General features: G+C 61.9%; 30 protein-coding genes. 18 read left to right on the top strand and 12 right to left on the bottom strand.

Annotated elements, in window-relative coordinates; all coding sequences use genetic code 11:
• Window positions 1–62: 62 nt before the first annotated feature.
• The 5 genes from H6M51_RS05560 to H6M51_RS05540 all read left to right on the top strand — a co-directional run bounded on the left by H6M51_RS05560 (window position 63) and on the right by H6M51_RS05540 (window position 6153).
• Window positions 63–1892, top strand: a complete 1830-nt coding sequence (locus H6M51_RS05560) for a potassium/proton antiporter (protein WP_185808881.1) — start codon at window positions 63–65, stop codon at window positions 1890–1892.
• An 84-nt stretch (window positions 1893–1976) separates the two neighbouring features.
• Window positions 1977–3176: a phosphoglycerate kinase gene (locus H6M51_RS05555; protein ID WP_185808880.1), complete on the top strand. Its 1200-nt coding sequence runs from the start codon at window positions 1977–1979 to the stop codon at window positions 3174–3176.
• 428 nt (window positions 3177–3604) lie between these two features.
• A complete protein-coding gene (locus H6M51_RS05550; protein WP_185808879.1) occupies window positions 3605–4519 on the top strand; it encodes a fructose bisphosphate aldolase in 915 nt (304 codons plus the stop codon).
• A 104-nt stretch (window positions 4520–4623) separates the two neighbouring features.
• Window positions 4624–5547: a PhzF family phenazine biosynthesis protein gene (locus tag H6M51_RS05545; RefSeq protein WP_185808878.1), complete on the top strand. Its 924-nt coding sequence runs from the start codon at window positions 4624–4626 to the stop codon at window positions 5545–5547.
• Between the two features lie 162 nt (window positions 5548–5709).
• Window positions 5710–6153, top strand: a complete 444-nt coding sequence (locus tag H6M51_RS05540; RefSeq protein ID WP_185808877.1) for a PACE efflux transporter — start codon at window positions 5710–5712, stop codon at window positions 6151–6153.
• 16 nt (window positions 6154–6169) lie between these two features.
• On the opposite strand, the gene H6M51_RS05535 is transcribed toward H6M51_RS05540, so the two are convergent.
• Entirely contained in the window at window positions 6170–6325 is a 156-nt protein-coding gene (locus H6M51_RS05535; RefSeq protein WP_185808876.1) for a hypothetical protein, read from the bottom strand.
• A gap of 208 nt (window positions 6326–6533) precedes the next feature.
• Here H6M51_RS05535 and H6M51_RS05530 point away from each other — a divergent pair, with 208 nt between their 5' ends.
• The 4 genes from H6M51_RS05530 to H6M51_RS05515 all read left to right on the top strand — a co-directional run bounded on the left by H6M51_RS05530 (window position 6534) and on the right by H6M51_RS05515 (window position 10119).
• A complete protein-coding gene (locus H6M51_RS05530; protein WP_185808875.1) occupies window positions 6534–7829 on the top strand; it encodes an MFS transporter in 1296 nt (431 codons plus the stop codon).
• Window positions 7826–8020 carry a DUF1192 domain-containing protein gene (locus H6M51_RS05525; protein WP_185808874.1) on the top strand — a complete coding sequence of 65 codons (195 nt, stop codon included), beginning with the start codon at window positions 7826–7828 and terminating at the stop codon, window positions 8018–8020. Before H6M51_RS05530 ends, H6M51_RS05525 begins: the two co-directional genes overlap by 4 nt.
• 361 nt (window positions 8021–8381) lie before the next feature.
• A complete protein-coding gene (locus tag H6M51_RS05520; protein ID WP_185808873.1) occupies window positions 8382–8897 on the top strand; it encodes a DUF1465 family protein in 516 nt (171 codons plus the stop codon).
• 148 nt (window positions 8898–9045) lie between these two features.
• The gene (locus H6M51_RS05515) at window positions 9046–10119 is read left to right on the top strand and encodes a patatin-like phospholipase family protein (RefSeq protein WP_185808872.1); all 1074 of its coding nucleotides are present in this window, start codon (window positions 9046–9048) and stop codon (window positions 10117–10119) included.
• Between the two features lie 82 nt (window positions 10120–10201).
• On the opposite strand, the gene rpmE is transcribed toward H6M51_RS05515, so the two are convergent.
• Entirely contained in the window at window positions 10202–10423 is a 222-nt protein-coding gene (gene rpmE / locus H6M51_RS05510; protein WP_185808871.1) for a 50S ribosomal protein L31, read from the bottom strand.
• 188 nt (window positions 10424–10611) lie between these two features.
• Here rpmE and H6M51_RS05505 point away from each other — a divergent pair, with 188 nt between their 5' ends.
• Window positions 10612–12414: an ABC transporter transmembrane domain-containing protein gene (locus H6M51_RS05505; protein ID WP_185808946.1), complete on the top strand. Its 1803-nt coding sequence runs from the start codon at window positions 10612–10614 to the stop codon at window positions 12412–12414.
• 206 nt (window positions 12415–12620) lie between these two features.
• Window positions 12621–13592: a tripartite tricarboxylate transporter substrate binding protein gene (locus H6M51_RS05500; RefSeq protein WP_185808870.1), complete on the top strand. Its 972-nt coding sequence runs from the start codon at window positions 12621–12623 to the stop codon at window positions 13590–13592.
• Window positions 13593–13674: 82 nt separating this feature from the next.
• Here H6M51_RS05500 and H6M51_RS05495 read toward each other — a convergent pair whose 3' ends face one another.
• From H6M51_RS05495 to H6M51_RS05465, 7 genes are all read right to left on the bottom strand, one after another.
• Window positions 13675–15321 (bottom strand): FAD-binding dehydrogenase, encoded by a 1647-nt coding sequence (locus H6M51_RS05495; RefSeq protein ID WP_185808869.1) that lies wholly within the window; start codon window positions 15319–15321, stop codon window positions 13675–13677.
• An 88-nt stretch (window positions 15322–15409) separates the two neighbouring features.
• A complete protein-coding gene (locus H6M51_RS05490; RefSeq protein ID WP_185808868.1) occupies window positions 15410–16441 on the bottom strand; it encodes a peptidoglycan -binding protein in 1032 nt (343 codons plus the stop codon).
• The gene (locus tag H6M51_RS05485) at window positions 16441–17472 is read right to left on the bottom strand and encodes a flagellar motor protein MotA (protein ID WP_185808867.1); all 1032 of its coding nucleotides are present in this window, start codon (window positions 17470–17472) and stop codon (window positions 16441–16443) included. Before H6M51_RS05485 ends, H6M51_RS05490 begins: the two co-directional genes overlap by 1 nt.
• A 100-nt stretch (window positions 17473–17572) precedes the next feature.
• Window positions 17573–18373, bottom strand: a complete 801-nt coding sequence (locus tag H6M51_RS05480; protein WP_185808866.1) for an inositol monophosphatase family protein — start codon at window positions 18371–18373, stop codon at window positions 17573–17575.
• A gap of 139 nt (window positions 18374–18512) precedes the next feature.
• Window positions 18513–19778 (bottom strand): DUF4010 domain-containing protein, encoded by a 1266-nt coding sequence (locus H6M51_RS05475; protein WP_185808865.1) that lies wholly within the window; start codon window positions 19776–19778, stop codon window positions 18513–18515.
• Between the two features lie 39 nt (window positions 19779–19817).
• Complete coding sequence (locus tag H6M51_RS05470; protein ID WP_185808864.1) at window positions 19818–21008, bottom strand: tetratricopeptide repeat protein; 1191 nt, start codon at window positions 21006–21008, stop codon at window positions 19818–19820.
• Window positions 21009–21016: 8 nt separating this feature from the next.
• Complete coding sequence (locus H6M51_RS05465; protein WP_185808863.1) at window positions 21017–21664, bottom strand: thiamine phosphate synthase; 648 nt, start codon at window positions 21662–21664, stop codon at window positions 21017–21019.
• A gap of 104 nt (window positions 21665–21768) precedes the next feature.
• Here H6M51_RS05465 and H6M51_RS05460 point away from each other — a divergent pair, with 104 nt between their 5' ends.
• Both H6M51_RS05460 and H6M51_RS05455 read left to right on the top strand, forming a co-directional pair.
• A complete protein-coding gene (locus H6M51_RS05460) occupies window positions 21769–22545 on the top strand; it encodes a sulfite exporter TauE/SafE family protein (protein ID WP_185808862.1) in 777 nt (258 codons plus the stop codon).
• An 83-nt stretch (window positions 22546–22628) separates the two neighbouring features.
• Window positions 22629–22889, top strand: a complete 261-nt coding sequence (locus H6M51_RS05455) for a metalloregulator ArsR/SmtB family transcription factor (RefSeq protein ID WP_185808861.1) — start codon at window positions 22629–22631, stop codon at window positions 22887–22889.
• Between the two features lie 156 nt (window positions 22890–23045).
• On the opposite strand, the gene H6M51_RS05450 is transcribed toward H6M51_RS05455, so the two are convergent.
• The gene (locus H6M51_RS05450; RefSeq protein ID WP_185808860.1) at window positions 23046–23222 is read right to left on the bottom strand and encodes a YdcH family protein; all 177 of its coding nucleotides are present in this window, start codon (window positions 23220–23222) and stop codon (window positions 23046–23048) included.
• A gap of 234 nt (window positions 23223–23456) precedes the next feature.
• Between H6M51_RS05450 and H6M51_RS05445 the strand changes: the two genes are divergently transcribed.
• The 5 genes from H6M51_RS05445 to H6M51_RS05425 all read left to right on the top strand — a co-directional run bounded on the left by H6M51_RS05445 (window position 23457) and on the right by H6M51_RS05425 (window position 26295).
• Entirely contained in the window at window positions 23457–23660 is a 204-nt protein-coding gene (locus tag H6M51_RS05445; protein ID WP_113458565.1) for a YdcH family protein, read from the top strand.
• Window positions 23661–23678: 18 nt separating this feature from the next.
• Entirely contained in the window at window positions 23679–24179 is a 501-nt protein-coding gene (gene purE, locus H6M51_RS05440; RefSeq protein WP_185808859.1) for a 5-(carboxyamino)imidazole ribonucleotide mutase, read from the top strand.
• The gene (locus H6M51_RS05435; RefSeq protein ID WP_185808858.1) at window positions 24176–25240 is read left to right on the top strand and encodes a 5-(carboxyamino)imidazole ribonucleotide synthase; all 1065 of its coding nucleotides are present in this window, start codon (window positions 24176–24178) and stop codon (window positions 25238–25240) included. The genes purE and H6M51_RS05435 overlap by 4 nt, the downstream gene beginning before the upstream one ends.
• 178 nt (window positions 25241–25418) lie before the next feature.
• Window positions 25419–25544, top strand: coding sequence for a type B 50S ribosomal protein L36 (gene ykgO / locus H6M51_RS05430; protein ID WP_006726873.1), 126 nt, complete (start codon window positions 25419–25421; stop codon window positions 25542–25544).
• 115 nt (window positions 25545–25659) lie between these two features.
• Window positions 25660–26295: a tetratricopeptide repeat protein gene (locus tag H6M51_RS05425; RefSeq protein ID WP_185808857.1), complete on the top strand. Its 636-nt coding sequence runs from the start codon at window positions 25660–25662 to the stop codon at window positions 26293–26295.
• Window positions 26296–26321: 26 nt separating this feature from the next.
• Here the strand turns inward: H6M51_RS05425 and H6M51_RS05420 are convergent, their stop codons facing one another.
• A complete protein-coding gene (locus tag H6M51_RS05420) occupies window positions 26322–26591 on the bottom strand; it encodes a helix-turn-helix domain-containing protein (protein ID WP_348644401.1) in 270 nt (89 codons plus the stop codon).
• 47 nt (window positions 26592–26638) lie between these two features.
• Entirely contained in the window at window positions 26639–26842 is a 204-nt protein-coding gene (locus tag H6M51_RS05415; RefSeq protein ID WP_246780401.1) for a BrnT family toxin, read from the bottom strand.
• Window positions 26843–26921: the final 79 nt, after the last annotated feature.

Below are 26921 nucleotides of genomic sequence, written 5' to 3'. Positions count from 1 at the left end.
ATGGCGGCAACGGACAGTGGTGCCGGGGTTTGGTCGACTGGCATTGGGAAAGGGGAAGAGGATTGAGTGAATTCTATGCGGTCATCCTGGTTGCAACAGCCCTTGTGTTTCTGGCCGCCTTTTCGAGCCTGATCGCCTTCCGCTTCGGCGCCCCTCTCCTTCTTCTCTTCCTGACGATCGGCCTCGGTGCCGGCGTTGACGGTCTCGGAATCGATTTCTCCAATTTTCCGCTCGCCTATGCCGTGGGCTCACTTGCTCTGGCGGTCGTGCTGTTTGATTCAGGTTTCGGTACATCGCTGCAGTCGTTCCGTCTATCAGCCGGTCCAGCTCTAACCCTTGCGACAGTGGGAGTGTTGCTGACGACGCTTCTCGTCGGCGTCGCCGCGCATGTGCTGTTTGGCCTGAGTTATCTTGAGGGCATGCTGCTTGGCGCCATTCTGGGATCCACGGATGCCGCAGCCGTCTTCTTCCTGCTGCGCATCGGCGGCATCAACATTCGCGACAGGGTGCGCTCGACGCTTGAAGTGGAATCCGGCACCAACGACCCGATGGCTATCTTCCTCACGATTGCGCTGGTCGAGCTGATTGCCAGCGGCAGCGCCTCGCAAGGCCTGTCGTTCGATATGCTCAGGCTCTTCGTCGAGCAAATGGGCATCGGCCTCATTTTCGGTCTTCTCGGCGGCCTTTGCATCGTCTTCATTCTTCGCCGGCTGCAGATCGAACAGGGTCTCGCACCAATCTTCATGCTGGCGCTTGCCCTGATGATCTTCGCCTTCACCGGGATGATCGGCGGCAGCGGCTTCCTCGCCGTCTATGTCGCCGGCATTTACGCAGGCTCTAGAAAGCTGCCCGCGAACGTCGCCATCAAGCGTTTCCAGGACGGCATGACCTGGCTTGCCCAGATCATCATGTTCCTTGTGCTCGGATTGCTGGCCACCCCGTCGCAGTTCCCGGAAATCCTGTTGCCCGGCGTGCTCCTGGCCCTGTTCCTCGTCTTCATCGCACGACCGATCGCCGTCTGGCTCTGTCTGCTGCCCTTCGACTTCACACAGCGTGAGACAGGTTTCATCGCCTGGGTCGGCCTGCGCGGCGCCGTCTCCATCCTGCTCGGCATCGTGCCTGTGATCGGCACCATGGAAAACGGTGAAGTTTTCTTCAACACGGCCTTCATCGTGGTGATGATCTCGCTCGTCTTGCAGGGCTGGACCATCAAGCCGCTCGCCAAACGGCTGGGCCTGATCATCCCGCCGCGCATCGGCGCGATCGACAAGGTCGAGCTGGACCTGCCGGGCTCCGCCAACCATGAGCTTCTGGCCTATCGTGTCGTTGCCGGCAGCCCGGTTCTGCGCGGCGAACGCATCCCGCGCTGGGCCATGCCCTCTCTGGTCATCCGCGACGGCAAGTCGATGCGCTATCAGTATGCCGGGCGCCTGCGCGAGAATGACCAGGTCTATCTGTTCATTGCGCCCAGCTACTCGAAGCTGCTCGACCGTCTGTTCGCGACCGAGGCTCCGGTCGAAGAGGACGACGGTGAGTTCTTCGGCACCTTCGCCATCTCGCCCGCCACCCATGTCCGCGATCTCGACGAAGCCTATGGGCCGCTATCGATCACCGACAGCGAGCGCGGGAAAACGGTCGCAGAGATGATCACCCAGCGCGTCGGTGGCCGAGCCGATTATGCCGACCGCGTCCGCCTCGGCACCATCGTGTTGATCGTCCGAGATATCGATGAACACGGCCACATCGCCTCGGTCGGCGTTTCGATGGAACCTGTGGAGCCCGCGACGACCTGGCCGATCTTCCTGAACATCCGCGAACTTGCCCATGCCACCCGCGATTATCTGCGGCGCAAGCGGGCCGGAACCTCGGGCAAGACACCCGTTGAAAAATGACGGCACTTGCCTTGCGCCGTCACACAAGCGGTGTAAGGTCCGGCCCGTCAGCCCCATTCAACAGCATTCAAGACGGGTAATTCCATGCCGGCTTTCAAGACACTCGACGATCTCACCGATATCGCAGGCAAGCGGGTGCTTGTCCGCGTCGACCTCAACGTTCCCGTCACCGACGGCAAGGTTTCCGACACCACGCGCATCGAGCGTGTGGCGCCGACGATCCTCGAACTGTCTGAGAAGGGCGCCAAGGTCATCCTGCTGGCTCATTTCGGCCGCCCCAAGGGCGAGCCGGTCGCCGACCAGTCGCTGTCGCTGATCGCACCTGCCGTCGAGGAAGTGCTCGACCAGCGCGTCGCATTCGCGTCCGACTGCATCGGCGCACCGGCCGCCGACGCCATCGCAAAGATGGAAAACGGCGATATCCTGCTTCTCGAAAACACCCGCTTCCACAAGGGCGAAGAGAAGAACACGCCTGAATTCACGGCCGAGCTTGCCAAGAACGGCGACATCTATGTCAACGACGCCTTCTCCGCAGCCCACCGCGCCCATGCCTCGACGGAAGGCCTTGCCCATCACCTGCCGGCCTATGCCGGCCGCACCATGCAGGCAGAGCTGGAAGCCCTGGAAAAGGGTCTGGGACAGCCGACCCGTCCGGTTGTTGCCATCGTCGGTGGTGCCAAGGTCTCGACCAAGATCGACCTCCTCTCCAACCTCGTGACCAAGGTCGATGCACTCGTCATCGGCGGCGGAATGGCCAATACTTTCATCGCCGCCCAGGGCATCGATGTCGGCAAGTCGCTCTGCGAGCATGACCTCGCCGACACCGCCCGCTCGATCATGGAAACCGCGAAGAATGCCGGCTGCTCGATCGTGCTTCCGGTCGACGGCGTCGTCGCCCGCGAGTTCAAGGCCAATGCCGCCAATGAAACCGTCGACATCAACGCCATCCCTACCGATGCCATGATGCTCGACGTCGGCCCGAAGTCGGTTGAGCTGATCAATGGCTGGATCTCGAAGGCAGCGACGCTCGTCTGGAACGGCCCGCTCGGCGCCTTCGAAATCGCCCCGTTCGACAAGGCGACGGTCTCTGCCGCCGAACATGCCGCCGAACAGACCAGGGCCGGCAAGCTCGTTTCCGTCGCCGGTGGCGGCGACACCGTATCGGCGCTGAACCATGCCGAAGTCGCCGACGACTTCTCCTATGTCTCGACAGCCGGCGGCGCCTTCCTCGAGTGGATGGAAGGCAAGGAACTGCCGGGCGTCGCGGTCCTTACCAAGGGCTGATCCGCTTGTGGGAGCATCCCAGGCATTCTTGAGCCGCGTGTCCTCGGGCACGCGGTTTTTTTTGTCATAAGCGTCATTGGGCCGATCGACGTTGGATGCTAGCATTCCCATCGCAGGGAACTCTAAAGCTTGGCTCGGGTTCTCCAAAGGTCGAGACAGGCCTGATCGGACATCTCGGCGTCGCAAGTTTCGTGCCGTTTGAAACGGATTTAAAAATCTTTGAATTTTCAAACGATTGAAATGATTTCAATCGTTTCAATAGCTTAGCAGCCCATTTTCCCTTCGCAGAAGTTCTGTTATCGCCGAAGTCATGAAGGCCCCAGAGGGTCGAAAGCGGTCAGGGAGTGACCGGGACGGCTGCAGATGTCGTCACCAGACTTGACAAAATAGCGGCGCGACCGCGCCATGTTCAGGGATAGGAGTGAGATATGGTGGACGCGAAAATGTTGGAGAAGATCAACTCGGCACCTGGCTTCATCGCCGCACTGGACCAGAGCGGTGGATCGACGCCCGGCGCACTGCGTCTCTATGGCATCGCCGAAACCGACTACCAGGGCGATGACGAAATGTACCGCCTGATCCACGCGATGCGCGTGCGCATCATGAAGGCCCCGGCTTTCACCGGCGACAAGGTGATCGGCGCGATCCTCTTCGAACGCACGATGGACGGTGACGTGGATGGCGAGCCTGTTCCCTCCTACCTGTGGCAGAAGCGCGGCGTCGTGCCTTTCCTCAAGATCGACAAGGGTCTCCTGGACGAGGAGAACGGCGTTCAGAAGATGAAGCCGATGCCTGAACTCGATGCGCTGTTGATCCGCGGCCGCGAGAAGGGCATCTTCGGCACAAAGATGCGTTCGGTCATCGCTCACGCCGACAAGGCTGGCATCGCTGCCGTCGTCCGCCAGCAGTTCGAAGTCGCCCGTCAGATCATCGGCCAGGGGCTCGTTCCGATCGTCGAGCCCGAAGTCTCGATCAAGAGCCCGACCAAGGTCGAGGCCGAAGCCATTCTTCGCGACGAGATCGCAAGCGAGCTCGACAAGCTGCCAGCGTCCGACAAGGTCATGCTCAAGCTGACCATTCCGACGGTCGACGACTTCTATGCGCCGCTGGTGGCCCACAAGTCGGTTGTCCGCGTGGTTGCCCTTTCCGGCGGTTACAGCACGATCGACGCCTGTGAGAAGCTGAGCCACAACCACGGCATGATCGCGAGCTTTTCTCGCGCACTGGCCGAGAAGCTTCGCGTATCCATGAGCGATGCCGAGTTCAACGCAAGCATTGGCGAGACCATCGACCAGATCTACGCCGCAAGCGTGAAAAAGGCCGGCGCAATGGCCGCAGAGTAAGCGGCGCTGCAGGACTTCCAACTTGTCATCAGGACACGAAAGCCCGGCTACGCGCCGGGCTTTTTGCGTTATCAGGGGACCATAGAAAAGCCTCTGGAGCGATCATGCACAACGTGCCCCGCCGCGTCCCCTTCGTCACCATCGACGTCTTCACCAAAACTCGCTTCACCGGCAATCCGTTGGCCGTGATGACAGATGCGCGGGGGCTGAGCGACAAGGAGATGCAGGATATCGCTGCCGAATTCGGCTATTCCGAAACGACGTTTGTCCTGCCACCGCAGAACCCCGACAACACCGCCGAGGTCCGCATCTTCACGCCGGTAACCGAAGTGCCGTTTGCCGGACACCCCAATGTCGGCACAGCCCACGTCCTCGCGACACAAGGGACACTGTTCGGCAATCCAGTGGGCGACCGGATCCGCTTCGAGGAGAAGGCGGGACTGGTTGAGGTCTCCGTTTCCCGCGACGACGCCGGCGGGGTCAGTGCAACGACGATCCGTGCACCTGGCCCGCTGGTCAGCGGCGCGACTGTCACGCCGGAGGGAATGGCACCCTGCATCAGCCTGGCACCCGAGGACATAGAAACCCGCCGGCACCTGCCGACCTTTGCCTCGGTCGGGCTGAAGTTCATCCTGATCGAAGTTAAGGATCTCGACGCTCTGGCCCGCGCCTCCCCCCGTCTCGACCCGCTGACCTCCCTCAGGCAGGCTCATGCCGACGAAGACTGCGATTGCGCGACCTTCCTCTACACCTTTGTCGGCCGGGATCATCTGCGCGCCCGCATGTTCGCCCCTTTCGACAACGTCGCCGAAGATCCGGCGACAGGCAGCGCATCCGCAGCACTGGGAGCTTTCCTGACAACAATCGAAACAGCACCTGAGGAGCGACGCCTCCTGATCGAACAGGGGGTCGAAATGGGGCGTCGCAGCTTGATCGAGCTGACCGTGCGGACAAGGAACGGAGCCTTCGAGACGGTCGACATCAGCGGAAGCTCAGTTCTCGTGACCCGCGGCGAACTGCTGATCTGAAAGAACGAACCGAGCCCAATCCTTGCGCAAATGCCGAAAACTTCAGCAAAGACGTCTTGCCGGATCAACCCTCACTGACTATATCAGCGCTCGAGGACGACCTCCCCCAAAATGGGCAAGATGTTTGCGGGACGACCCGCCTGTTTTCCCGGAGGGAAGAACATGCGCACTGCCGCAGACCGTATCCGTCACGCCATCAGCTTCGAACTCATCGGCCTAGCGCTCGTCGTGCCGCTCGGTAGCATCGCGTTTTCGATGCCTGCCGCCGACATTGGCGTTGTTGGCGTTGCCGGCGCCACTTTGGCCACCATCTGGAACTACCTCTACAATCTGGGCTTCGATCACGTGCTGCGCCGCCGCACCGGGACGACACTGAAGAGCATTCCGGTGCGCGTCATTCACGCCATCCTCTTTGAAGCCGGTCTGCTGATGATCCTGATGCCCTTCATCGCCTGGTATCTCCAGATCAGCCTCTGGCAGGCCTTCGTCATGGACGTGGCCTTTGCGCTGTTCTATCTGATCTATGCCTTCGTCTTTAACTGGGTCTACGACCGCGTCTTTCCCCTGCCCGAATGGCGCACGGAGAAAGCCGGCGCCGCGAACTGACGCGGCGCTCGCCTCCCTAAGGCCTGATCAGCAGCGTCACCGACCACGTGACGAAGGCGACGACAGCCAGCTTCCAGAAGTCGCTGCGTTTGCGCAAGCCTGGCAGGCCGAGGGGTTTGATCACCTGCACGATCATGGCAAGGATCAGAAAAGCGGAAATGGCCTTCGTCATCATATTTCCTTGTGGAGCGCAGACGCGGAATGACGTCGTCAGCTCTTTGCAGGCCTTGCAGCCACATGACCGTCACTTTTGCCCGCCAGAACCTGTCCCTGCAAGCACCAAGGACACATTCAGACAACGGTAGGAAGATCGGTCTACTGTGGCCTTAGCCTGCACGCGCCGATTCGAGGCGCCATCCACACCAATCGATAAGAATACCATGAGACGCAACCTTCTGCCGGTAATGGCCCTGCTCCTGGGCACGCTTTTCCTGTTCCTCGGAAACGGCCTGCATGGCCTACTCCTGCCGGTGCGTGGCGCGGCCGAGGGCTATTCCAACGAGGTCCTCGGCCTGCTCGGCACCACCTGGGCTGCCGGTTTCGTACTCGGCTGCTTCGTCGCACCGAAGCTGGTCATGCGGGTCGGCCATGTCCGTGCCTTTTCGACCTTCGTCTCCCTGATTTCGGTCAACGCGCTTCTGACCGGCATCGTCGTCGACGCAACCTGGTGGGTCGCCCTGCGCGTCATCACCGGCTTCTGCACTGCGGGCACCTCGATGATCATCGAGAGCTGGCTGAACGAGCGCGCGACCAATGAGAGCCGTGGAATGATTTTCTCGCTCTATATCTCCATCACGCTGATCGGCGTCGTGGCAGGCCAGATGCTGGTCGGTCCTCTCGATCCCCAGACGACGATCCTCTTCATGGTGTGCGGGATCGTCTACGGTTTCGCCGTCCTGCCGACGCTGATGTCGACTGCAGCCTCTCCCCAGCCGCTCAAATCCATCAAGCTCGACCTGCCGCTGCTCTACCGCAATTCGCCGGTCTCCTTCGTCGGCATACTGCTGATCGGCATTGCCAACGGTGCCTATGGAACACTCGGCGCTGTCTTCGGAGCCCGGGCGGGGCTCGATCCCTCGACGATCGCCCTGTTGTTGTCGGTGACCATATTCCTCGGCGCCATCATGCAGTTCCCGGCCGGCAAACTTTCCGACCGCATCGACCGCCGCTACGTGCTGGCGGCGCTTTCCGCACTTGCAGCTTTCGCCGCCCTCGGCCTGGTCTTCCTGGTTCCGACCGATCCGCTCTGGATCTTCGTGCTCGTCGGCAGTTACGGAGCAGCGGCAAATGCGCTTTATCCCATCGCCGTTGCCCATGCCAACGACTTCGCCAAGTCGGACGAGTTCGTCAAGGTCTCGGGCGGCCTGCTCCTGCTGTTCGGCATCGGCACGATCATCGGCCCGACGCTTGGCGGCCCCGTCATGACGGCTGCCGGACCTCATGCTCTCTTTGCGGTAACGGCGATCTCACACCTGCTGATCTCGGCTTACGCCATCTATCGCAGCCGCACACGCGCGGCGATCCCGGCCGCCGATCGTGAGAACGTGCCGAACCTGCCGATCTCGGCTTCGCCCATGAGCAGCACGCCGGAAGGGCTCAGCCTCGATCCGCGCGCAGCCCCCTTGCCGGAACAGGATGATCTCGGCGATGATATGCGCAAGGAGGCACACGCATGATCCTTGATGAAGAACCGCGCAAGCGCTCGACAAACCACGAATTGGGCTGCGATCTCTCGGCTATCTCGTCTGATGAACTGCAACATCGCATTGCGCTGCTGGAGGCGGAAATTGCGCGAATCAGGGCGGAGATCGATCGTAAGGAAGCCGGTCGCAAGGCGGCCGACAGCCTGTTCGCCCCCAGAGTATAGCCGTCAATATTCGAAGAATGCCCCATGACGTCTTGAACTGAGGCAATTTTCATCTTGGCGTTTACTATACGTTAGGCCTTTTGAGGGAAACTGAGATCACCCCGGCCTCCGGGCTCAGCTGGTTCTGGCATTTGAAAGATCCTTCTGATTTCTCCCTGTTTTACCTTGAGAGCCGCATTTGCGGCTCTTTTTTTTCCCGAAACGGCAAAGGTTTCACGAAATTGTGGGAATTAACCCTTCCTTAAGTTTCGCCTTGCGGATTTGGGCTATTGGTAGCATCGTAGCGTCATAAAATGCGGCAGGAACAAGTTAGTAGCGCTGTCGTTACATGCCTAAGTGATGCGTTTACAGGGAAACATCAATGTCTGAACTCGGTGTGAATACGGTTAGCTTCGCCGGTCGTGTGGCAGCGTCCAGCCAGTTCAAGGCGACCTATGCCGAGGGCATGGGTCTTGTCGAGGAAACAGCAGCCTACCTGGATGGCCCTGGCCGTGCCGCCGCCAAGGTCCTGCCCCGTCAGGCCTCCGTGCTGTACGCCGCTGAATCGATGCGCCTGACCACCCGCCTGATGCAGATGGCCTCCTGGCTGCTGCTGCAGCGCGCCGTCAACAACGGCGAGATGAGCCGCGACCAGGTTCTTTCCGAAAAGAGCAAGGTTCGTCTCGACGGCTTCAACGTCGATCGCGCTGCTCCGGGTTGGAACGACCTCCCGGAAGCCTTCCGCGACCTGGTCGAGCGTTCTCTGCGCCTCCAGAACCGCATTGCGCTGCTCGACCGCGAAATCTATCGCCCGAATGAGGAAGAGTTCCAGCCAGACAACGAAAACAGCGTCCAGGCCCAGCTCAACCTTCTGCGGACCGCATTCAACGCAGGCTGATCAAGAAGCCTGCACGATCTCAACCCGGCCAGCGAAAGCTGTGCCGGGTTTTTTGATGCGTCCGAGGAAGACAAAGATTGCATGGCCGGCATATTTACAACTTTAAATATTATGCGACACTCAGCCCTCCGAAAAACGGGAGGTGTTCATGACGAAGTTCATCTTGTCGATCGATGGTGGTGGCATCCGGGGCGTCATCCCTGCAGCAGTGCTGACTGTTCTCACCGAAAAGCTTGCCAAGCGCGGCAAGACCCTGCCCCTGCATCGCTACTTTCATCTGATCGCCGGCACATCCACAGGCGCGATCATCGCAGCGGGTCTCACCTGCCCTCGCCCCGGCAGACCGACGGAGCCGGCCGCTGATCCCAAGACGCTGCTCGATCTCTACAAGAAGAAGGGACCGGACATTTTCGATATCGGCCTCTTCCGCAAGATGGCCAATTTTGGGGGCCTGTTCGAGGAGCGCTACAGCGCCGACGCGCTTGAAAAGATCCTGATCGAAATGCTGGGCAAGCGCACGGAAGTGAAGGACGCGCTCGGCAAGGTCCTGATTACGGCCTATGACATCCATGCACGTCGGGCAGTCTTCATCACCAATGCCGACAAGGACCATGAGCGATTCTACGTCTGGCAGGCGGTGCGCGGTTCCTCGGCAGCACCGACCTATTTCGAGCCGGCGCTGGTGGAGGACCTGGCGAAAACCGCCCATGGCCAGACGCCCATGCTCCCACTCATCGATGGCGGGGTCTTCGCCAACGACCCGGCCATGGCCGCCTATGTCGAGGGATCGAAGCTTGGCTGGCGGGAGAATGGCGACGAGATGGTGATCCTCTCGCTCGGAACGGGCTCTGCCAACCGCAAGATCCCGTATCAGCAGGCGAAAAGCTGGGGCGCCGGCGGCTGGATCAATCCCGCCAACGATACGCCGCTTATCTCCGTCCTAATGCAGGGCCAGTCGAGCACTGCTTCCTATCAGCTCAACAAGCTGCTCAACCGAGAGCCGCCGTCCTTCGCCGAGGGGGCCACGGTCGTGACCTTGGCCAACAAGGCGAACCTGAACTACTTCCGCCTCGACGCACCGCTGGTCGGCGCGAATGACGCGCTGGACGATGCCACGCCCAAGAACATCGCCGATCTCGAAAAGTTCGGCCGCGTCCTGGCCCAGAAACACGATCTGGCACTGGAAGAAATCGCGGAACGCATCAAGGCGATCCAACTCTAGCTATTGAAGAGCATTAGCAGGCCAGAAACGAAAAAGCCCGGCACAATGGCCGGGCTTTTGCGTATGCGGATCGTTCGAACGATCAGAGGCCGAGGCCGCCGAAACGCTTGTTGAACTTGGAAACGCGACCACCGCGGTCCAGCAGCTGCTGGTTGCCACCGGTCCAGGCCGGATGGGACTTCGGGTCGATTTCGAGGTTCATGACGGCGCCAGCCGAACCCCAGGTCGAACGGGTCTCGTATTCGGTGCCATCGGTCATGACGACCTTGATGACGTGGTAGTCGGGATGGATGTCAGCCTTCATGGTTCTATTCCTGCTGTGCCGTGGGGTCCAAATGCCGCAATTGCCTCGGCAGGACCTATTCAATAGATGAAGCCGCAGTCCTTATGGGCTACGGCTTCCCAATTCGATGCCGTGCCTATACATGAAGGGCGCAGGGATAACAAGTGCCATGGCGCGAAAGCTCGGTGGCACTGAAGGAGCATGACAGAGTGACCTCGGACGCCGACACCACAGACAAGAAACGCCGCTCTCTGAAGCCCCTGACCAGCCTCTTTCCCTATCTGAAGCGCTACAGGGGTCTGGTAGCCGGCGCGCTGATCTTCCTCTGCCTAGCAGCCGCAACCACGCTCGCCCTGCCGATTGCCATCCGCCGCATGCTGGACCATGGCTTCCAGGCTTCTGATAGCGAATTCATCAACAAGTACTTCGCCATGATGATCGTGATGGCGATCGTGCTCGCGGTCGCAAGCGCCCTTCGCTACTACTATGTCATCACCATCGGTGAACGCGTGGTGGCCGACCTGCGCCGCGATGTCTTCGCCCATGTCACGAAACTTTCTCCCTCCTTCTTCGACATCAACCAGTCCGGCGAGATCGTCTCGCGCCTGACCGCCGACACGACTCAGCTGAAATCCGCCGTGGGCGCTACCGCCTCGCTGGCACTGCGCAACACGATCCTCTGTCTCGGCGCCGTCGTGATGATGATTGCGACCAGCCCGAAGCTGTCGATCATGGTCCTGGCGGCGATCCCGGTCATCGTCTTCCCGCTGGTCGGCTTTGGCCGTTCGGTGCGCCAGCGCTCCCGCGCCGCCCAGGATACGCTGGCCGAAGCCTCGTCCTATGCCGGTGAGGTCATCGGTGCCGCCCGCACGCTGCAGGCCTTCAATGCCGAGGAAGCCGCCCGCGGCCGCTATTTCGGCGCCGTCGAAAGCGCCTATGAAGCGGCCCGCTCGGCCATCCGCTCCCGTGCGCTTTTGACCGGCGTTGCCATCGCGCTTGTCTTCGGCAGCGTCGTCGGCGTCCTCTGGTATGGCGCGCAGAGTGTTCTCGCCGGCACCATGAGCGGCGGCACGCTCGGCCAGTTCCTCCTCTATTCCCTGATCGCCGCCGGCTCGCTCGGCACGCTTTCGGAAGTCTGGGGCGAACTCTCCCAGGCCGCAGGGGCAGCAGAACGCCTGCATGAGCTGCTCGCCGAACATCCGGCGATTGCCGCACCTGCCGTGCCGAAGGCGCTGCCCGACCCCGCCCAAGGCAGCATTGCCTTCGAGGACGTGCACTTCACTTATCCGTCGGCCAAGACCAAGTCGGCGCTCAACGGCCTGACTTTCTCTGTTGCCCACGGCGAGACGGTCGCCATCGTCGGCCCCTCGGGTGCGGGCAAGAGCACCATCTTCTCGCTGATCCTGCGTTTCTACGACCCGGCGTCCGGCACCATCCGCCTCGACGGCGTGGATATCCGCGAGGCGGATCCGCAGGCCGTGCGGGCCCGGATCGCCATCGTTCCCCAGGACACCACGATCTTCGCCGCGTCGATCCACGACAATATCGCCTTCGGCACCCCGGATGCCTGTCGCGGCATGGTCGAAGCAGCAGCCGAAGCGGCCCAGGCGACCGAGTTCATCGGACGACTCGAAAACGGCTTTGACACCATCGTCGGTGAACGCGGCGTCACCCTTTCCGGTGGCCAGCGCCAGCGGATTGCCATCGCCCGCGCCCTCCTGCGCGATGCCCCGCTGCTTCTTCTTGACGAAGCGACTTCGGCGCTCGATGCCGAAAGCGAGACTCTCGTTCAGAAGGCGCTCGACGGCCTGATGCGCGACCGTACCACCATCGTCATCGCCCACCGGCTGGCAACGGTCCTGAAGGCCGACCGCATCCTTGTGCTCGACGACGGCCAGATTGTCGAGGAAGGCACGCATCAGAGCCTCATTCAGCAGGGCGGCCTCTATGCCAAGCTCGCGCGCCTGCAGTTCGAGACGGGTGGCCGCGACTTCACCGCCGCCGCGCAGTAATTCAGTCCTGCCCATGGGTGGGAATCCACCCGTTCTACGACCCTGAATGGGTGGGTTTCCACCCGTCTTTCCTCACCTGCCGTCCATGCAATCAGCCGTTTGGCTGCCTTCGGTTGAACGCTCGCCCGCGCCTGCCACACTGCGCCCCGTCGCCGGTGCTGGAGGAGCAGTCCGAGCGACGCTCGACATTGGATGGAGGAGTACTCATGTCGTTTCCTAAATCGCTTTTCACAGGCAGTCTGTTTGCCGGAATACTCGTCGCCGCCCACGCATTCGCTGCCTTTCCCGAGCGTCCGGTAACGCTCGTCGTGCCCTTTGCCGCCGGCGGATCGACCGATGTCGTCGCCCGGGTAATTGCCGAAAAGATGTCCGAGGATCTCGGCCAGCAGGTCATCGTGCAGAATGTTGCCGGCGCGGGCGGCAGCCTCGGCGCTGGCAATGTCGCGCGTGCCGATGCGGACGGCTACACCATCCTGATGGGCACTGTCGCCACCCACGCGCTCAACCCGCTCATCCTGAAGTCCAAGCCGTATGACGCAGAAGCCGACTTTACCCCTGTGTCGCTTCTGGTGCTCGTGCCGAACGTGCTCGTGGTCAATCCGGAACTTCCGGCAAAATCGGTCGAGGAGCTTCTGTCACTCCTGAAGGCAGAGCCGGACAAGTGGAGCTATGCTTCGTCGGGCAACGGCACGCCGCTGCACCTCTCCGGTGAACTCTTCAAGTCGATGGCCGGCGTCACCATGGAGCACATCCCCTACAAGGGATCCGGCCCGGCGCTCAATGATTTGCTCGGCAACCAGGTGTCGATCATGTTCGACAACCTCCCCTCTTCGTCAGCCCACATCAAGGCGGGCACGCTGCGGGCGCTTGCCGTGACGACGGCCGAACGGGCGCCGTCCTTCCCGGATATTCCGACCATGGCCGAGGCAGGACTGCCGGGCTATGAGACCTATACCTGGAACGCGCTCTTTGCCCCGAAGGACACGCCGAAGGAGGTTGTCGACCGGCTGAATGCCGCAGCTGTCAAGGCCATGGCCGATCCCGGCGTCGCCGAGCGGATGAAGGAATTCTCCGCCACCATCGTCGCTTCCTCGCCGGAGGAACTGGCAACGCATGTGAAGGCGGAGATCGCCAAGTGGACGCCGGTGGTCAAGGACGCCAAGGTCCAGATGGATTAAACGGCGAGATCCGAAACGAAGAAGGGCGGTCCCAGACACCGCCCTTTGAACAACCCACCGCATGGGTCCTGTCGTTCGAGCCTCAACGCCCGACGCTGCGTCCCGCCACACGACCAGAAAACAGGCAGCCGCCGAGGAAGGTGCCCTCAAGCGCGTTGTAGCCATGCATCCCGCCGCCGCCGAAGCCCGAGACTTCACCGGCCGCATAAAGCCCCGGCACCGGCTTGTTTTCCCGGTTGAGCACCCGTCCTTCGAGATCCGTGTGCAGACCACCCAGCGTCTTGCGGGTGAGGATATGCAGGCGCACGCCGATCAGCGGACCGGCGGCGGGATCCAGCAAGCGGTGCGGCTTTGCCGTCCTCATCAACTTGTCACCCAGATAGTTGCGGGCGCCGCGGATCGCCACGACCTGCGCATCCTTGGAAAAGGTGTTTTCGATCTCCCGGTCGCGCGCCTCGATCTGGGTCCGGACGTGATGCACGCCGAGACGATGCTCGCCGGAAAGCTCGTTCATGCCAGCGACGAGGTCTTCCAGATTGTCACGAACGACGAAATCCTCGCCCCTGTCCATGAAGGCCTGCACCGGCCCCGGCGGGTTCTTGCCGAGACGCTTCAGCAGCAGCGGAATATCCTTGCCCGTCAGATCCGGATTCTGCTCGGAGCCGGACAGGGCGAATTCCTTCTTGATGATCGCCTTGTTGAGGATGAACCAGGAATACTCGTGCCCACGCGCCCGGATGGCCTTCAGCGTGCCGAGCGTATCGAAGCCCGGCATGGCCGGTGCCGGGAAACGGTTGCCGTCGGCATCGCACCAGAAGGAGGACGGACCGGGCAGGATCCGGATGCCATGGTTCGGCCAGATCGGATCCCAGTTCTTCAGGCCCTCCGTATAGTGCCACATCCGGTCGCCATTGATGATCTCCCCGCCGGCCGCCTGGGTGATCGACAGCATTCGACCATCCACATGCGCGGGTACACCCGCCACCATGTGCTTCGGTGCCGGGCCGAGCCGATCGACGGGCCAGCTCTTGCGGACGAGATCATGATTGCCGCCGATTCCTCCGGAAGCCACGATGACAGCGCCGGCTCTCACCTCGAAATCGCCGACGACATTACGCGAACTGGTGCCGCCGCGCGGTGTGGCGTCACCGGCAAGCAGTGCGCCGGAAGCCCCACTCACGACGCCGTTTGTCACGGTCAGACGGTCGACTTGATGGCGAAACAGAAACGACAGCTTTCCAGCATCCGACGCGGCCTTGGCACGGCGGACGAAAGGTTCAAGCACGCCCGGTCCGGTTCCCCAGGTCACGTGGAAACGCGGCACCGAATTGCCGTGGCCATGGGCCTGCCCTCCACCGCGCTCGGCCCAGCCCACGACGGGGAACCAACTGACGCCCTGGCTCCTGAGCCAGCTGCGCTTTTCACCGGCCGCGAACTGCAGATACGCCTCAGCCCATTGACGGGGCCAGAAATCTTCCGTGCGATCGAAAGCCGCCGACCCGAACCAGTCCTGTCGGGCAAGCTCCAGGCTGTCGCGGATGCGCATCCGCCGCTGCTCGGGACTGTCGATCAGGAAAAGACCGCCAAGCGACCAGAATGCCTGGCCACCCAGGTTTTGTTCGCCTTCCTGGTCGATCAGCCCTACCGTCAGCCCCCGATCTACGGCTTCCGTGGCGGCAACGAGTCCGGCCAACCCTCCCCCGATGACCACGACGTCGAACTCCTGCATGCCATCCTCCCACCAAGCATTTTCTTACTTTTACGCGCACGTAATTCGGCGTGCAAGTTGTCTGGTAGGCAAACAATTGCGGGTGAATTCAACGCTCCGTCAACTTGAGTTCGATGCGCCGGTTCTGAGCCAGGATGTCTGTGCTGTCGCCTTGGGCGATCGGCTGAAACTCGCCGAACCCGGCCGCAACCAGGCGGTTCGCCGGTACACCTCGGGAGATCAGGTACTTGACCACGGATGTTGCGCGCGCTGATGAAAGCTCCCAGTTGTCGCGGTAACGCCCGGTCCCGGTCAGGGGTGAGGCATCGGTATGTCCGTCGACCCGAAGCACCCAATTGATTTCGGCGGGGATCTCCTGGGCGAGTTCGAGAATGGCAGCAGCCAGCTTGTCCATTTCCGCCTGCCCCGCGGTATCGAGATCCGCGCCGCCGACCGGGAACAGCACTTCCGACTGGAAGACGAAGCGGTCGCCGACGATGCGGATGTTCTCGCGGTCCGACAGGATCTCGCGCAGACGCCCGAAGAAGTCAGACCGATAGCGGTTGAGTTCCTGAACCCGCTGGGCCAGCGCCACGTTCAGACGACGCCCGAGATCGGAAATCCGCGCCTGCGACGCCTGATCCTTGGCTTCCGACGCCTGCAGGGCTTCCTCGACGGCAGCGATCTGCGCGCGCAGTGCCGCGATCTGCTGGTTGAGCAATTCGATCTGGCTCATCGCCCGCGCACTCACCTGCTTTTCGGCGTCGAGCTCATCGGTCAGACGACCAACTTTTTCATTGGCTGCATCGGCAGAGCCCGCGCCGTTGTCGAGCAGCTGCTGCAACCGCGACCGCTCGGTCTCGGAGGTTGCAAGTGACGACTGGAGGGCGGCAAGCGTGTCTTCCAGGTCCTGCTTGCCGCTCTTCTCCAGCGCCAGCAACTGTGTGAGTTCGGCAATCTGGCTGTTCAGCCGGTTCAGCACCTCGTCCTTGCCGGAAATTTCCCGGCCGAGGATGAACTGCGCGACGACAAACACGGTGAGCAGAAACATGATGGCAAGCAGCAGGGTCGACAGGGCGTCGACGAAGCCTGGCCAGTAGTCGACGCCGCGCTCGCGGCGGCGGTTGCGCCCGAGCGCCATTACTTGGCCCCGCCGATCTTGTCGTTCAGCCGCTCAAGCGTCTTGCGCATGGCGCGAGCATCCTCCTGCTGCGCCTCGATCCAGTCGCGCAGCATCTGCTGCTCGTTCCGCATGTTCTTGACGAGACCCTGGATACCCTCGGCAAGGCCCGCGATTGCGGCAACAGAGCGATCATTACCCTCGCGGTTCGCCAGCTTTTGGATCTCCGCAACCAGGAGCCGGATATCTTCGCTGGCAAGGGCGCCGGCGCCATCAGCCGCCACGGGACGTTCGGAATCGACATCGGTGACGGAGGAAAGCCAGTTCTCAAGTTCGGTGTAGAAACGGTTTTGCGCACGGCCGGCCTGCAGGTCGAGAAAGCCGAGGATCAACGAGCCGGAAAGCCCGAGCAGCGAGGATGAAAAGGCCGTGCCCATGCCGGAAAGCGGCGCCGTCAGTCCAGATTTAAGGGACTGTAGGACATCATTGCTGTCGCCCGATGCCGGATCGAGTGAGCCGATGACCTCGTTGATCGAACCGATGGTTCCAAGCAAACCCCAGAAGGTACCGAGCAGACCGAGAAACACGAGAAGGCCGATCAGGTAGCGGGTTGTGTCACGCGATTCGTCGAGACGCGTACCGATGGAATCGAGAATGGAGCGCAACGCCGTCGTCGAAATCGCCATGGACCGGCGGCCGCCGATCAGTGCACGCATCGGGGCCAGCAGCTTCGGATCACGGCCCACCAGCATCGCGTTGTCGCCGGCAGCGCGGAAGGAATTGAACCAGCGCACTTCCGGTCGAAGCGCCAGCACCTGGGCAAAGACCAGGATGATGCCGACGACGAGAACGCCGAGAATCAGGCCGTTCAAGCCGGGATTGGTGATGAAGGCGGCATGCGCCTGACGGTAGAGGATCGCAGCAATGAAACACACGATGATCAGGAAGATCACCATGGTCGTGAAGAAGGTCATCGGGCTGGAGAGCTTCTGGCCGTATGCTCCCGGACGGGTCTCGCCCACCTCGAGATCCTCCAACTTCACTTTCGCCATGATATGCTCGACCTCCGGGGAATCTTGGACCCGGAGGCTAGTGCAAAAATGAGACGAATTGAAGCCGCGGATTTTGGGAAAATTTTCCCTCGGGCCGAAATCAGGCCTGCGGCACAGGGCGGTTCACGACCTCTTCGAGAGCCTTGCGGATGTATTCGTTGCCGGCAAGCACCGTACCGTTCTCGAACATCTCCTGGCCGCCCTTCATGTCCGAGACGAAGCCACCGGCTTCCTTGATCAGGAGAATGCCGGCCGCGATGTCCCATGCGTTGAGCTGCGCTTCCCAGAAGCCGTCGAGACGACCGGCCGCGACATAGGCGAGGTCGAGCGCGGCGGCCCCCATGCGGCGGACGCCGGAGACTTCGCCCATGACATGGCGCAGTTCGACGAGGAACTTGCCGTGCTGGCCACGGCCGAGATGCGGCACGCCGCAGCCGATGACGCAATCGGACAGCACCTTGCGGGCGCCGACGCGGATGCGGCGATCATTGAGGAAGGCGCCGCCGCCCTTTTCGGTCGTGTAGAGTTCGTCGGTCGCCGGATTGAAGATCACGCCGGCGACGATTTCGCCGTTGCGCTCGAGCGCAATAGAGACGGCAAACTGCGGAATGCCATGCAGGAAGTTGGTGGTGCCGTCCAGCGGGTCGACGATCCAACGATGCGCGCCGTCGGTGCCCTTGATCTCCTCGCCCTCCTCGCCGAGGAAGCCATAGGTCGGGCGGGCCTTCAGGAGTTCTTCGCGGACGATCTTCTCGGCGCGGAAATCAGCCTGCGAGACGAAGTCGCCAGGGCCCTTCACGGAGACCTGCAGGTTCTGCACTTCGCCGAAATCGCGCGAAAGCGACTTGCCGGCCTTGAGTGCGGCCTGAACCATGACATTGAGAAGGGCTGAGCGGGCCATAGATCGAATTCCTTGAAACTGGGAGGCGCCGGAAGGCGGCAACGGACGAGCACGCGACGGCGGCCATGTTTGGCGGGTTCAAGACCACAAATGCCGCCCAAATTCAAGGGGCATGGCCGCATCAGCCCATGCGTGCGCGTCAAACGTGCCCTGCAGCGAAGGTAACGACGAGCCCCGCCGCGACGGCGGCACCGGACGCGAGAGCGAGCCGCATGGCAAAGCCACGGCTGCCTGCCACCCCGGCATACAGGGCTTTTGCGGCCATGTTTGCAGTCACGGCGATCCCGACAGCGGTCAGCGCGACGTTCAGGGAAAGCGCCGGGACCATGCCGGCCACGGTGACGGTCACCGCGTCGACATCCGCAAGAGCGGTCAGTGCCGACACCACATAGAGGCCGCCATCGCCGAAGATCTGGCTTGCGGCACGCGCGATGAACGCGACGGCAGTGATCAGCGCGGCCATCTTCACCACTTGCCACAACTCGAAGGGATTGCCCGGCATTTCTGCTTGCGACGCTGCATCGCCGCCTTGAATGGTCATCACGGCACCGGCAAGCATCACCCCGCCGGCCACCAGAAGCCCAGGCAACAGATACCATCCGAGCGCGGGAGAGAGAGCGAGAAGAAGAAATGCCGTGCGGATCAGAGAGACGCTGCCCGCCGCGATCGCGCCTGCAGCCGGACCGGCGGCAGTCGCCGTGCTTCGGCTTTGCCGAGCCATGGCAAGCGTCGTTGCGGTCGATGAGACCAACCCGCCCACGGCACCCGCCACCAGATCACCACGCCCGCCACCAATCACACGCACGGCGATGTAGCCGGTGTAGGAGATCGACGCGAGCATGATCACCAGGATCACGAGACTGCGGGGCGATACACCTCCGAACGGACCAAAAGGCTCGGCCGGGATGAGCGGCAGGAGCACGAAACCCATGGCGAGCAGGACGACGGCGGATCGCAACTCGACCCAGGTCAGACGACGGATCGCTCCATGCAGAAATTCCCGGCTGGAAAGCAGGGTAACCATCGCGGCGCCGGCAGCGGACGCAACCGCCATGTCTCCCACGACCGCAAGGGCCCCGAGCCCGAAGGTGGTGACGCCGGCAATCACGGTCGTGGCGCTGAAGGTCCGTTGCGCCTGTGCCTCCATCAGGCCGAAGCGCAGCAGCACGGCTGCAATCGCAATGAGGAAGCTGGCGACAATCAGTCCGGAGAAGCTGCCGGTCACAAGAAGGCCATCCAGCAGACCCGCAATCCCGCCGGTCATGCCAATCAGCGTGAAAGTGCGAATGCCGGCAATGCGGGCCCCTTCCGGCTCGTCACGCTCCCGCCAGTGACGCTCGACGCCCACAGCTGCGCCGATGGCGATCGCAAGGCCCAGACGCTGGAATACATCGATCAGATCCATGGCCGCCGCCCTTCCCCAAAAGCAGCAGATCAAGCGTCGTCAGATCCGCCTGAAGCGGTTGGCGAGGTCGATCGCCTGCTTCTGCTGCTCCTCGTTGAGCCCCAGATAGAAGTCCTCGAGCGCAGGATCCTTGAGCCCCGCACGGCGCGACAGCACATACCACTTGGCAGCCTCGACCGGGTTGGGACCGGTGCCGAGCGCATTGACGTAGAGATGGGCGAGCCGGTTTTGGGCGACGACATTGCCCCGTGCCGCTGCAACGCTCAGCCAGCGATAGCCGGCCTCGTAGTCGCGCGGGCCGTTGTAACCGTTGACCAGCCAAAGCCCCATGTCGAGCTGTGCGGTATCGAAGCCGGCCCGAGCTGCCCGGACCATCCATTCCCGTGCACGCGCCTTTTTCTCCTCCGGCACATCCTTCAGGGCCGAATAGACCTGAGCCAGGGCATACTGCGCATCCGCGATGCCCTGTTCGGCCGATTTCTCGTAATACGGCATGGCAGCAGTCAATCCACGCACGCCGGGTGTACTGGCCACCAGGATCTGTGCCCAGTTGAACTGGGCGGATGCGTTGCCCGCATCGGCTGCGCGACGCATGTACTCATCCGCCTTCGCCTTGTCCCGCGGGACTTCCTTGCCCTCCATCAGGAGCAGGGCATATTTGAACATGGCAGCCGGATCGCCACCCTGAGCGGCCTGACCATACCAGAAGGCCGCTCCCTCCAGATCCTGCTTGACGCCGAGCCCACGCGACATGATTTCCGCAAGCAGGGTCTGCGCAGCGGGATCACCGAGCTGTGCGCGCGGCAATGCCTTGTCGACGGCGGTCAGGAAAAGACCGCGCTGGAAGGCACCGTAAGCTTCGTCAGGCTTGCCTGTGTAGGGCTTTTCCGGCGGCAGGTCCGGCAGCGGCGCGCCCATGCGCAGATAGATGTTGATGCCCTGCAGCTCTTCCGGTGTATCGGTCTGACCCGGCTTTGCACCCTTGGTCACCGGCGGGGACGTATCCCGGGCACCACGATCGAGCCGCATGGCGTCACCCGTGCTACTGCTGGGCCGGGCGCCACGTTCGATTTCGGCGGCGTTGTCCGGGTCTGCCGGCATGATCGCCGGCGCATCCCCGATCTCCAGACCATCTGCGCTCTCCTGCGCAAATGCAGGGCCGCCGACACACAGACATGCTCCGGCAAGCGCGGCAAGAATCAGACGATGGGTGGGCGAGATTGAACGCATGAGGCGGTTCAATCTTCAAACCGTGGCGCTTTTTCGTCAAGCTCGGCATTCACACGGGTCACAATTGCGGCAGCCTGCGCCGGATCGTCGAAGACTGCCTTGCCCAGCGCCACGAATTCGACCCCGCTTTCAGCCACCGCAACGGCCGATGATGGATCCGAACCGCCCATGACAATGCAGGGGATCTCGATCATCGACGACCACCATTCGCCAAGCGCTATGTTCTTGGAATGGGCCTCCGGCTTGATGTCACCATCGATCTTGCCGAAGAAAATGTAGTCCGGTTGGATCTCGCCGATCTCCAGGGCATGGTGGCGATCCATGGCATTGCCGCCACCGACGATCAGCTTCGGCGTGTGCTTCTCCACGGCTTCGGCGAGCATCTCGGCATTCCCGGTGACGTGCAGCCCGTCCGCCTTGACCCGGCCGGCGACCCTGCTGTTGTCGACGATCAAGGCAGCGGCACCTGCCGCCTGGATTTCCGGCACGATCGCCTCGGCATGCTTCTGGAACGCCGTGTCGTCGAGGCCATATTGCGGCACGATCACCGAAGCGACGTCTCCCCCCCGCAACGCGTTTTTGACAACCTCGGCGCACCGGGCCGTATCGGCGATGTCGGGAACGATGAGGACGAGGCGGCAGCGGTCTTCGGTCATGCGCGGTGTTTCCGTGTGCGGGACGGGTCCGTTTCTGCGGATTTCGTCCTCGTTTTCTCTGGACAAATCCGATAGACCGCTCTTCCGAAAGGATCAACCGCGCAATGCTGACAGACCCGAACTTCTATGCCGTCGCCATTCCCGCCGTTGCCCTTGTCGGCCTGTCTAAAGGCGGTCTCGGTGGCGCTTTCGCGCTGATCGGCGTGCCGCTTCTCGCCTTTGCCGTCCCGCCGATGCAGGCAGCGGCGATTTTCCTGCCGATCCTGCTCGTCATGGATGCCGTGGCACTCTGGGCCTGGCGTCACCACAACCACAGAGCAACCCTTCTTGCCATGCTACCGGGCGCCCTGATCGGTATCGCGCTGGGTTGGGCCACCTCGACATACGTCTCGGCAGATGCCATGCGCCTCGTTCTCGGCGGCATTTCGATTGTCTTCTCGCTGAAGTACTTTCTTGAAAGCTGGGCATCCTACAAGGGCCGGGAAACAGGCGCGGCCGGACAGCGCCCCATCGCCGGCTCCTTCTGGGGCTCCCTGTCAGGCTATGCGAGCTTTGTTGCCCATGCCGGCGGCCCACCCTTCCAGATCTACGTTCTGCCGCTGAAGCTCGATCCGCTGACCTATACCGGGGCTTCCACCCGCTTTTTTGCCATTCTCAACGCCGTCAAGGTGATCCCCTATTTCGCGCTGGGAGAACTGGACGCCACCAATCTGAGCCTCTCCGCCGCCTTGCTGCCGGTCGCCCTGGTGTCGACCCTCGCCGGCGCTCGCCTCGTTCGCTACCTGAAGCCAGCCATATTTTATCCGCTCATGTATGGCATGGTACTGATCGCTGGGAGCAAGCTGCTCTGGGACGGAAGCCGGGGTCTGTTCGGGCTCTGACACGGAAATTTGTGTCCGCAACGGGCTTGCTGCGCTGCACATCTGATCTTGTCGCGATGCCGGGTTTGCCGTACCGTCAGTTCATGACGAACGCAGACCCGTTCATGGCGATCGCAGACCCGAACCGGCGACACATCCTTGAGGATCTGCGCCGGGGGGAGAAAACCGTCAACGAGCTGGCATCCCAGTTGCCGATCAGCCGTCCCGCCGTTTCCCAGCATCTGAAGGCACTTCTCGACAGCGGCCTTGTCGATGTGCGCTCGGAAGGCACGCGCCGCATCTACTTCATTCATCGGCGAGGATTCGACCGCATGAATATGTGGCTGGACCAGTTCTGGTCCTGACGCCTCCCAACCCCTCTTGCATCCCAGGTCATGGGCAAACAAAAGCCCCGAAGTCGATCGAACTCCGGGGCCGAGGGTGTTGTCTTGGCTGCTTCATGAATACATCGGGATCGGTCTTTGGGTCCGCCTGATCCCGGCGCAGCCGGAAGGGTGGTATCAGTGGCGTGTGGAGGCTCTCAGGCGTTCCATTTCATCCTTGAGGCGCAGTTTAAGGCGCTTCAGCTCGGCAATGTGCCGATCATCGACGGAGGGGGATGCAAGCGCATCATGGAGCTGTTCCTCGAGAGCTCCATGCTTCTTCTGCAGCGATTCAAGATGAGCCTGTATGGTCATTTGATGCGTCCTTCCTTATCGCCTACCTCCAGCCCTCATCCGCTGGAGTTTCAGGCTTTGCGAAGATAATGTGACACGAGAAATGCGGTTTGTCGAAGGCGAAGTCGTGACATTCGACCATCAAAATCGAAGACAGGGATAACTTCCCGTTACCGGTATTTGGTGATAGGAGCTTGCGCGAATCTTCCGGGCATCCTTAAAGGATGGGCCACACGGCGATAATGGGGAAAAAGCATGGCCGACCAGGAACAGGCTGACATCAGGCTCTCGTTGGCACGGCTACGCCAGGAGCACGAGGACTATGATGCGGCCATCAACGCCATGATCACGGTCGGTTGCGACGCCCTTCGCATTCAGCGCATGAAGAAGAAGAAGTTGTCGATCAAGGACAAGATTACCGCGCTGGAAGATCAGATCATTCCTGACATTATCGCATGACGGCATAAGGATATCCTGATGACAGCTGAGTGCCCGCCCGTCGCCATCATCATGGGAAGCCAGTCCGACTGGGAGACCATGAAGAATGCCGCCGACACGCTCGACGCACTCGGCGTCTCCTATGAAGCCCGCATCGTTTCGGCACACCGCACGCCTGACCGCATGTATGCTTTCGCCAAGGGGGCCCGCGACGAGGGCTTCAAGGTGGTGATCGCCGGCGCCGGCGGTGCCGCCCACCTGCCCGGCATGGTCGCCTCGCTGACCACGCTGCCCGTCTTCGGCGTACCCGTGCAGTCCAAGTCGATGTCCGGCCTCGACAGCCTCTATTCCATCGTCCAGATGCCGGCCGGCATTCCGGTCGGCACGCTCGCCATCGGCCGCGCCGGTGCGGTCAACGCCGCCCTGCTGGCCGCTCGCGTGCTCGCCGTCTTCGACGATGACCTGGCCGAGCGCCTCGACGAATGGGTCGAGCGCCAGACGGCCTCGGTTGCCGAATATCCCGTGGACGAGGCCCCATGACCATCCGCACCATCGGCATCATCGGTGGCGGCCAGCTTGGTCGCATGCTGGCCATGGCCGCAGCCCGGCTGAACTTCCGCACCGTGATCCTCGAGCCCCAGGCCGACAGCCCCGCCGCCCAGGTGGCCAACCACCAGATTACGGCAGCCTATGACGATCCGGCGGCTCTCGCGGAACTTGGCCGCCTCTGTGACGTCGTCACCTACGAATTCGAGAACGTGCCCGTATCCGCCGCCGAGACACTGGCGGCCAGCGTGCCGGTTTATCCACCGCCGAAAGCACTGGAAGTGGCCCAGGACCGCGTCACGGAAAAGCGCTTCCTCAACGCGTCCGGCATCGAGACCGCCCGCTTCCACGCCATCGACAGCCAGGCCGATCTGGAAGCAGCGCTTGCCGATTTCGGTGGTGAAGGCGTGCTGAAGACCCGCCGCCTGGGATATGACGGCAAGGGCCAGAAGGTCTATCGCAAGGGTGATTCTGCTGCAGGTGGCTACGCAGTCCTCGGCTCGGTCCCGCTGATCCTCGAAAGCTTCGTGCCCTTTGTCCGCGAAGTCTCGATCATCGCCGCCCGCAACAGCGCCGGCGAGATCCGCTGCTACGACCCGACCGAGAATGTTCATCGGGGCGGCATCCTGCACACCTCGACCCAGCCGGCCGCGATCACGCTGGAGACGGCCAGAGCTGCCCGCGAAGCCGCAACCAAACTGCTCGACGGTCTCTCCTATGTCGGCGTCGTCGGCATGGAGTTCTTCGTGCTGCCGGACGGCCACTTGATCGCCAATGAGATTGCCCCGCGCGTGCACAATTCCGGCCACTGGACCGAAGCCGCCTGCATCGTCTCGCAGTTCGAACAGCACATTCGCGCCGTCGCCTCCCTGCCGCTTGGCGACACCGTGCGCCATTCCGATTGCGTGATGACGAATCTCATCGGCGACGACATCGATTCTGTCCCCGCCTGGCTCGCAAAGCCCAACGTGCTGGTCCATCTCTACGGCAAGACGGAAGCCCGCCCCGGCCGCAAGATGGGCCACGTCACCGAAATCCTGCCGTTTCGCGACTGATTTTCCCGGTTTTTTAGCCTGTTGTGTCCGGCATTTTCCGCCGGAGATGTTGACACGGCGGCCTCCCTCGGGCTAATTGCCGCCAACTCTTCAAGGGCGCGCCCAGCGGCGCGCTTTTGATTGTTTGAACACAGTGGGTGAATGACACATTCCCCGACAATCGTTGTGGACCAGAAAAATGAAGATCAAGAACTCGCTGAAAGCGCTTAAGGCCCGTCATCGCGACAACCGTCTGGTTCGCCGCAAGGGCCGTATCTACATCATCAACAAGCAGAACCCGCGCTTCAAGGCTCGCCAGGGCTGATGCCCCGGGCTCTCCGGAGCCCATGAGCCAGGACGGACTGCCCGCCCGCATCTGCGGCGTGTTGATATCGGAAATTTGAGTTTGAAAGACGGCGCTGAGGGACTACCTTCCCTGCATGCGCCGTTTTTCTTTGCGACTCGCCCTCACCCTTCCGCTGCTGCCAGCCCTGCTTCTTGCCGGAGCCGTTGCCGCGCAGTCACCCGAAGAGCTCGACGGGGCCGGGGCGACTCAAACGCCCGTGGAACGGATCCCGCTCAAGGAACCCGTAAAGCCCAAGACCGTGGATGACCTGCTGGCGGAGCTGAAACGCGAGCGCAATCCGCAGGCAGCGCGGCAGATCGCCAACACGGCCATGGCCACCTGGAGCGAGTCGTCGAGCCCGACCATCAACCTCCTGATGCAATGGTCTGCCAAGGCCGCCGCCGAAAAGCGCAATGCAGCTGCGCTCGACTTCATCGACCGGGCGATCATTCTCGATCCAAAATTTGTCGGAGCCTGGAACCAGCGGGCGACCCTGCATTTCACCATGGGCAACTACAAGAAATCCGTTTCGGATATCGAGAGGGTGCTGGAATTGGAACCGCGCCACTTCGGCGCCATCGCCGGCCTGGCCGGGATCCTCACCGAGCGCGGCAGCAAGGATGCGGCGCTGAAAGCATGGGGACGCTACCTGGAGATCTTCCCCGCCGACCGCGAGGCGCAAGAGATCGTCTCCAAGCTTTCGGAAGAGCTGGCCGGGCAAAAGACGTAAACCCTCTAAGGAGATGCGGCTACCGGTCAGGCGACCACCTGGGCGACAAGGTCGGGATGTGCCCCGATCACTCTTACATAGGCAATCGCGAAATCGGGTGGCGTCGCCCGCGCCTGCTCCCAATCCCTGAGCGTACCAACCGGCACACGAAAGCGGGAAGCAAACTCCGTCTGGGACAGACCGAGTGCAGTGCGCGTTTGGCGGATTAATCGAGACCTCTGCGCACGATCAATCGCCTCTGCGGAGACGTCAAAATCCTCGCTATCGGTGGGATCAGCCGGCATCACGATAGACACGCTCTTCTCCTTGATTGCTTCTCCGGACCGAGATGAAACGCGGCCGCTCACCACGCCATACAAAGACCCCCTGTGAAAAGCTTCTGCTCCACGAGGCCGATGACTTTAAACCTTTCCTCACCGTCGCGTTCGCGTATGGACGGGACGATTAGATGACCAATATCGTCAAAGATCCTAAACCCAAAGGCGAGCGAAACGCCGTGCTTCGCCGCGTTGATTTGGTCCTTCTCGGGATCGAACCGTTCAGTCATGGCTGACTATACGGAAATCCAGTATACAGCACAAGGCACGACTGAAGATCGAGATGCCGCCTTGCCTGTCACCTTGACG

The sequence above is a fragment of the Rhizobium sp. AQ_MP genome (assembly GCF_014237835.1).
Taxonomy (GTDB): domain Bacteria; phylum Pseudomonadota; class Alphaproteobacteria; order Rhizobiales; family Rhizobiaceae; genus Allorhizobium.
The sequence above is the reverse complement of the archived record's forward strand: the minus strand, read 5'-3'. Positions and strand labels throughout refer to the sequence as shown.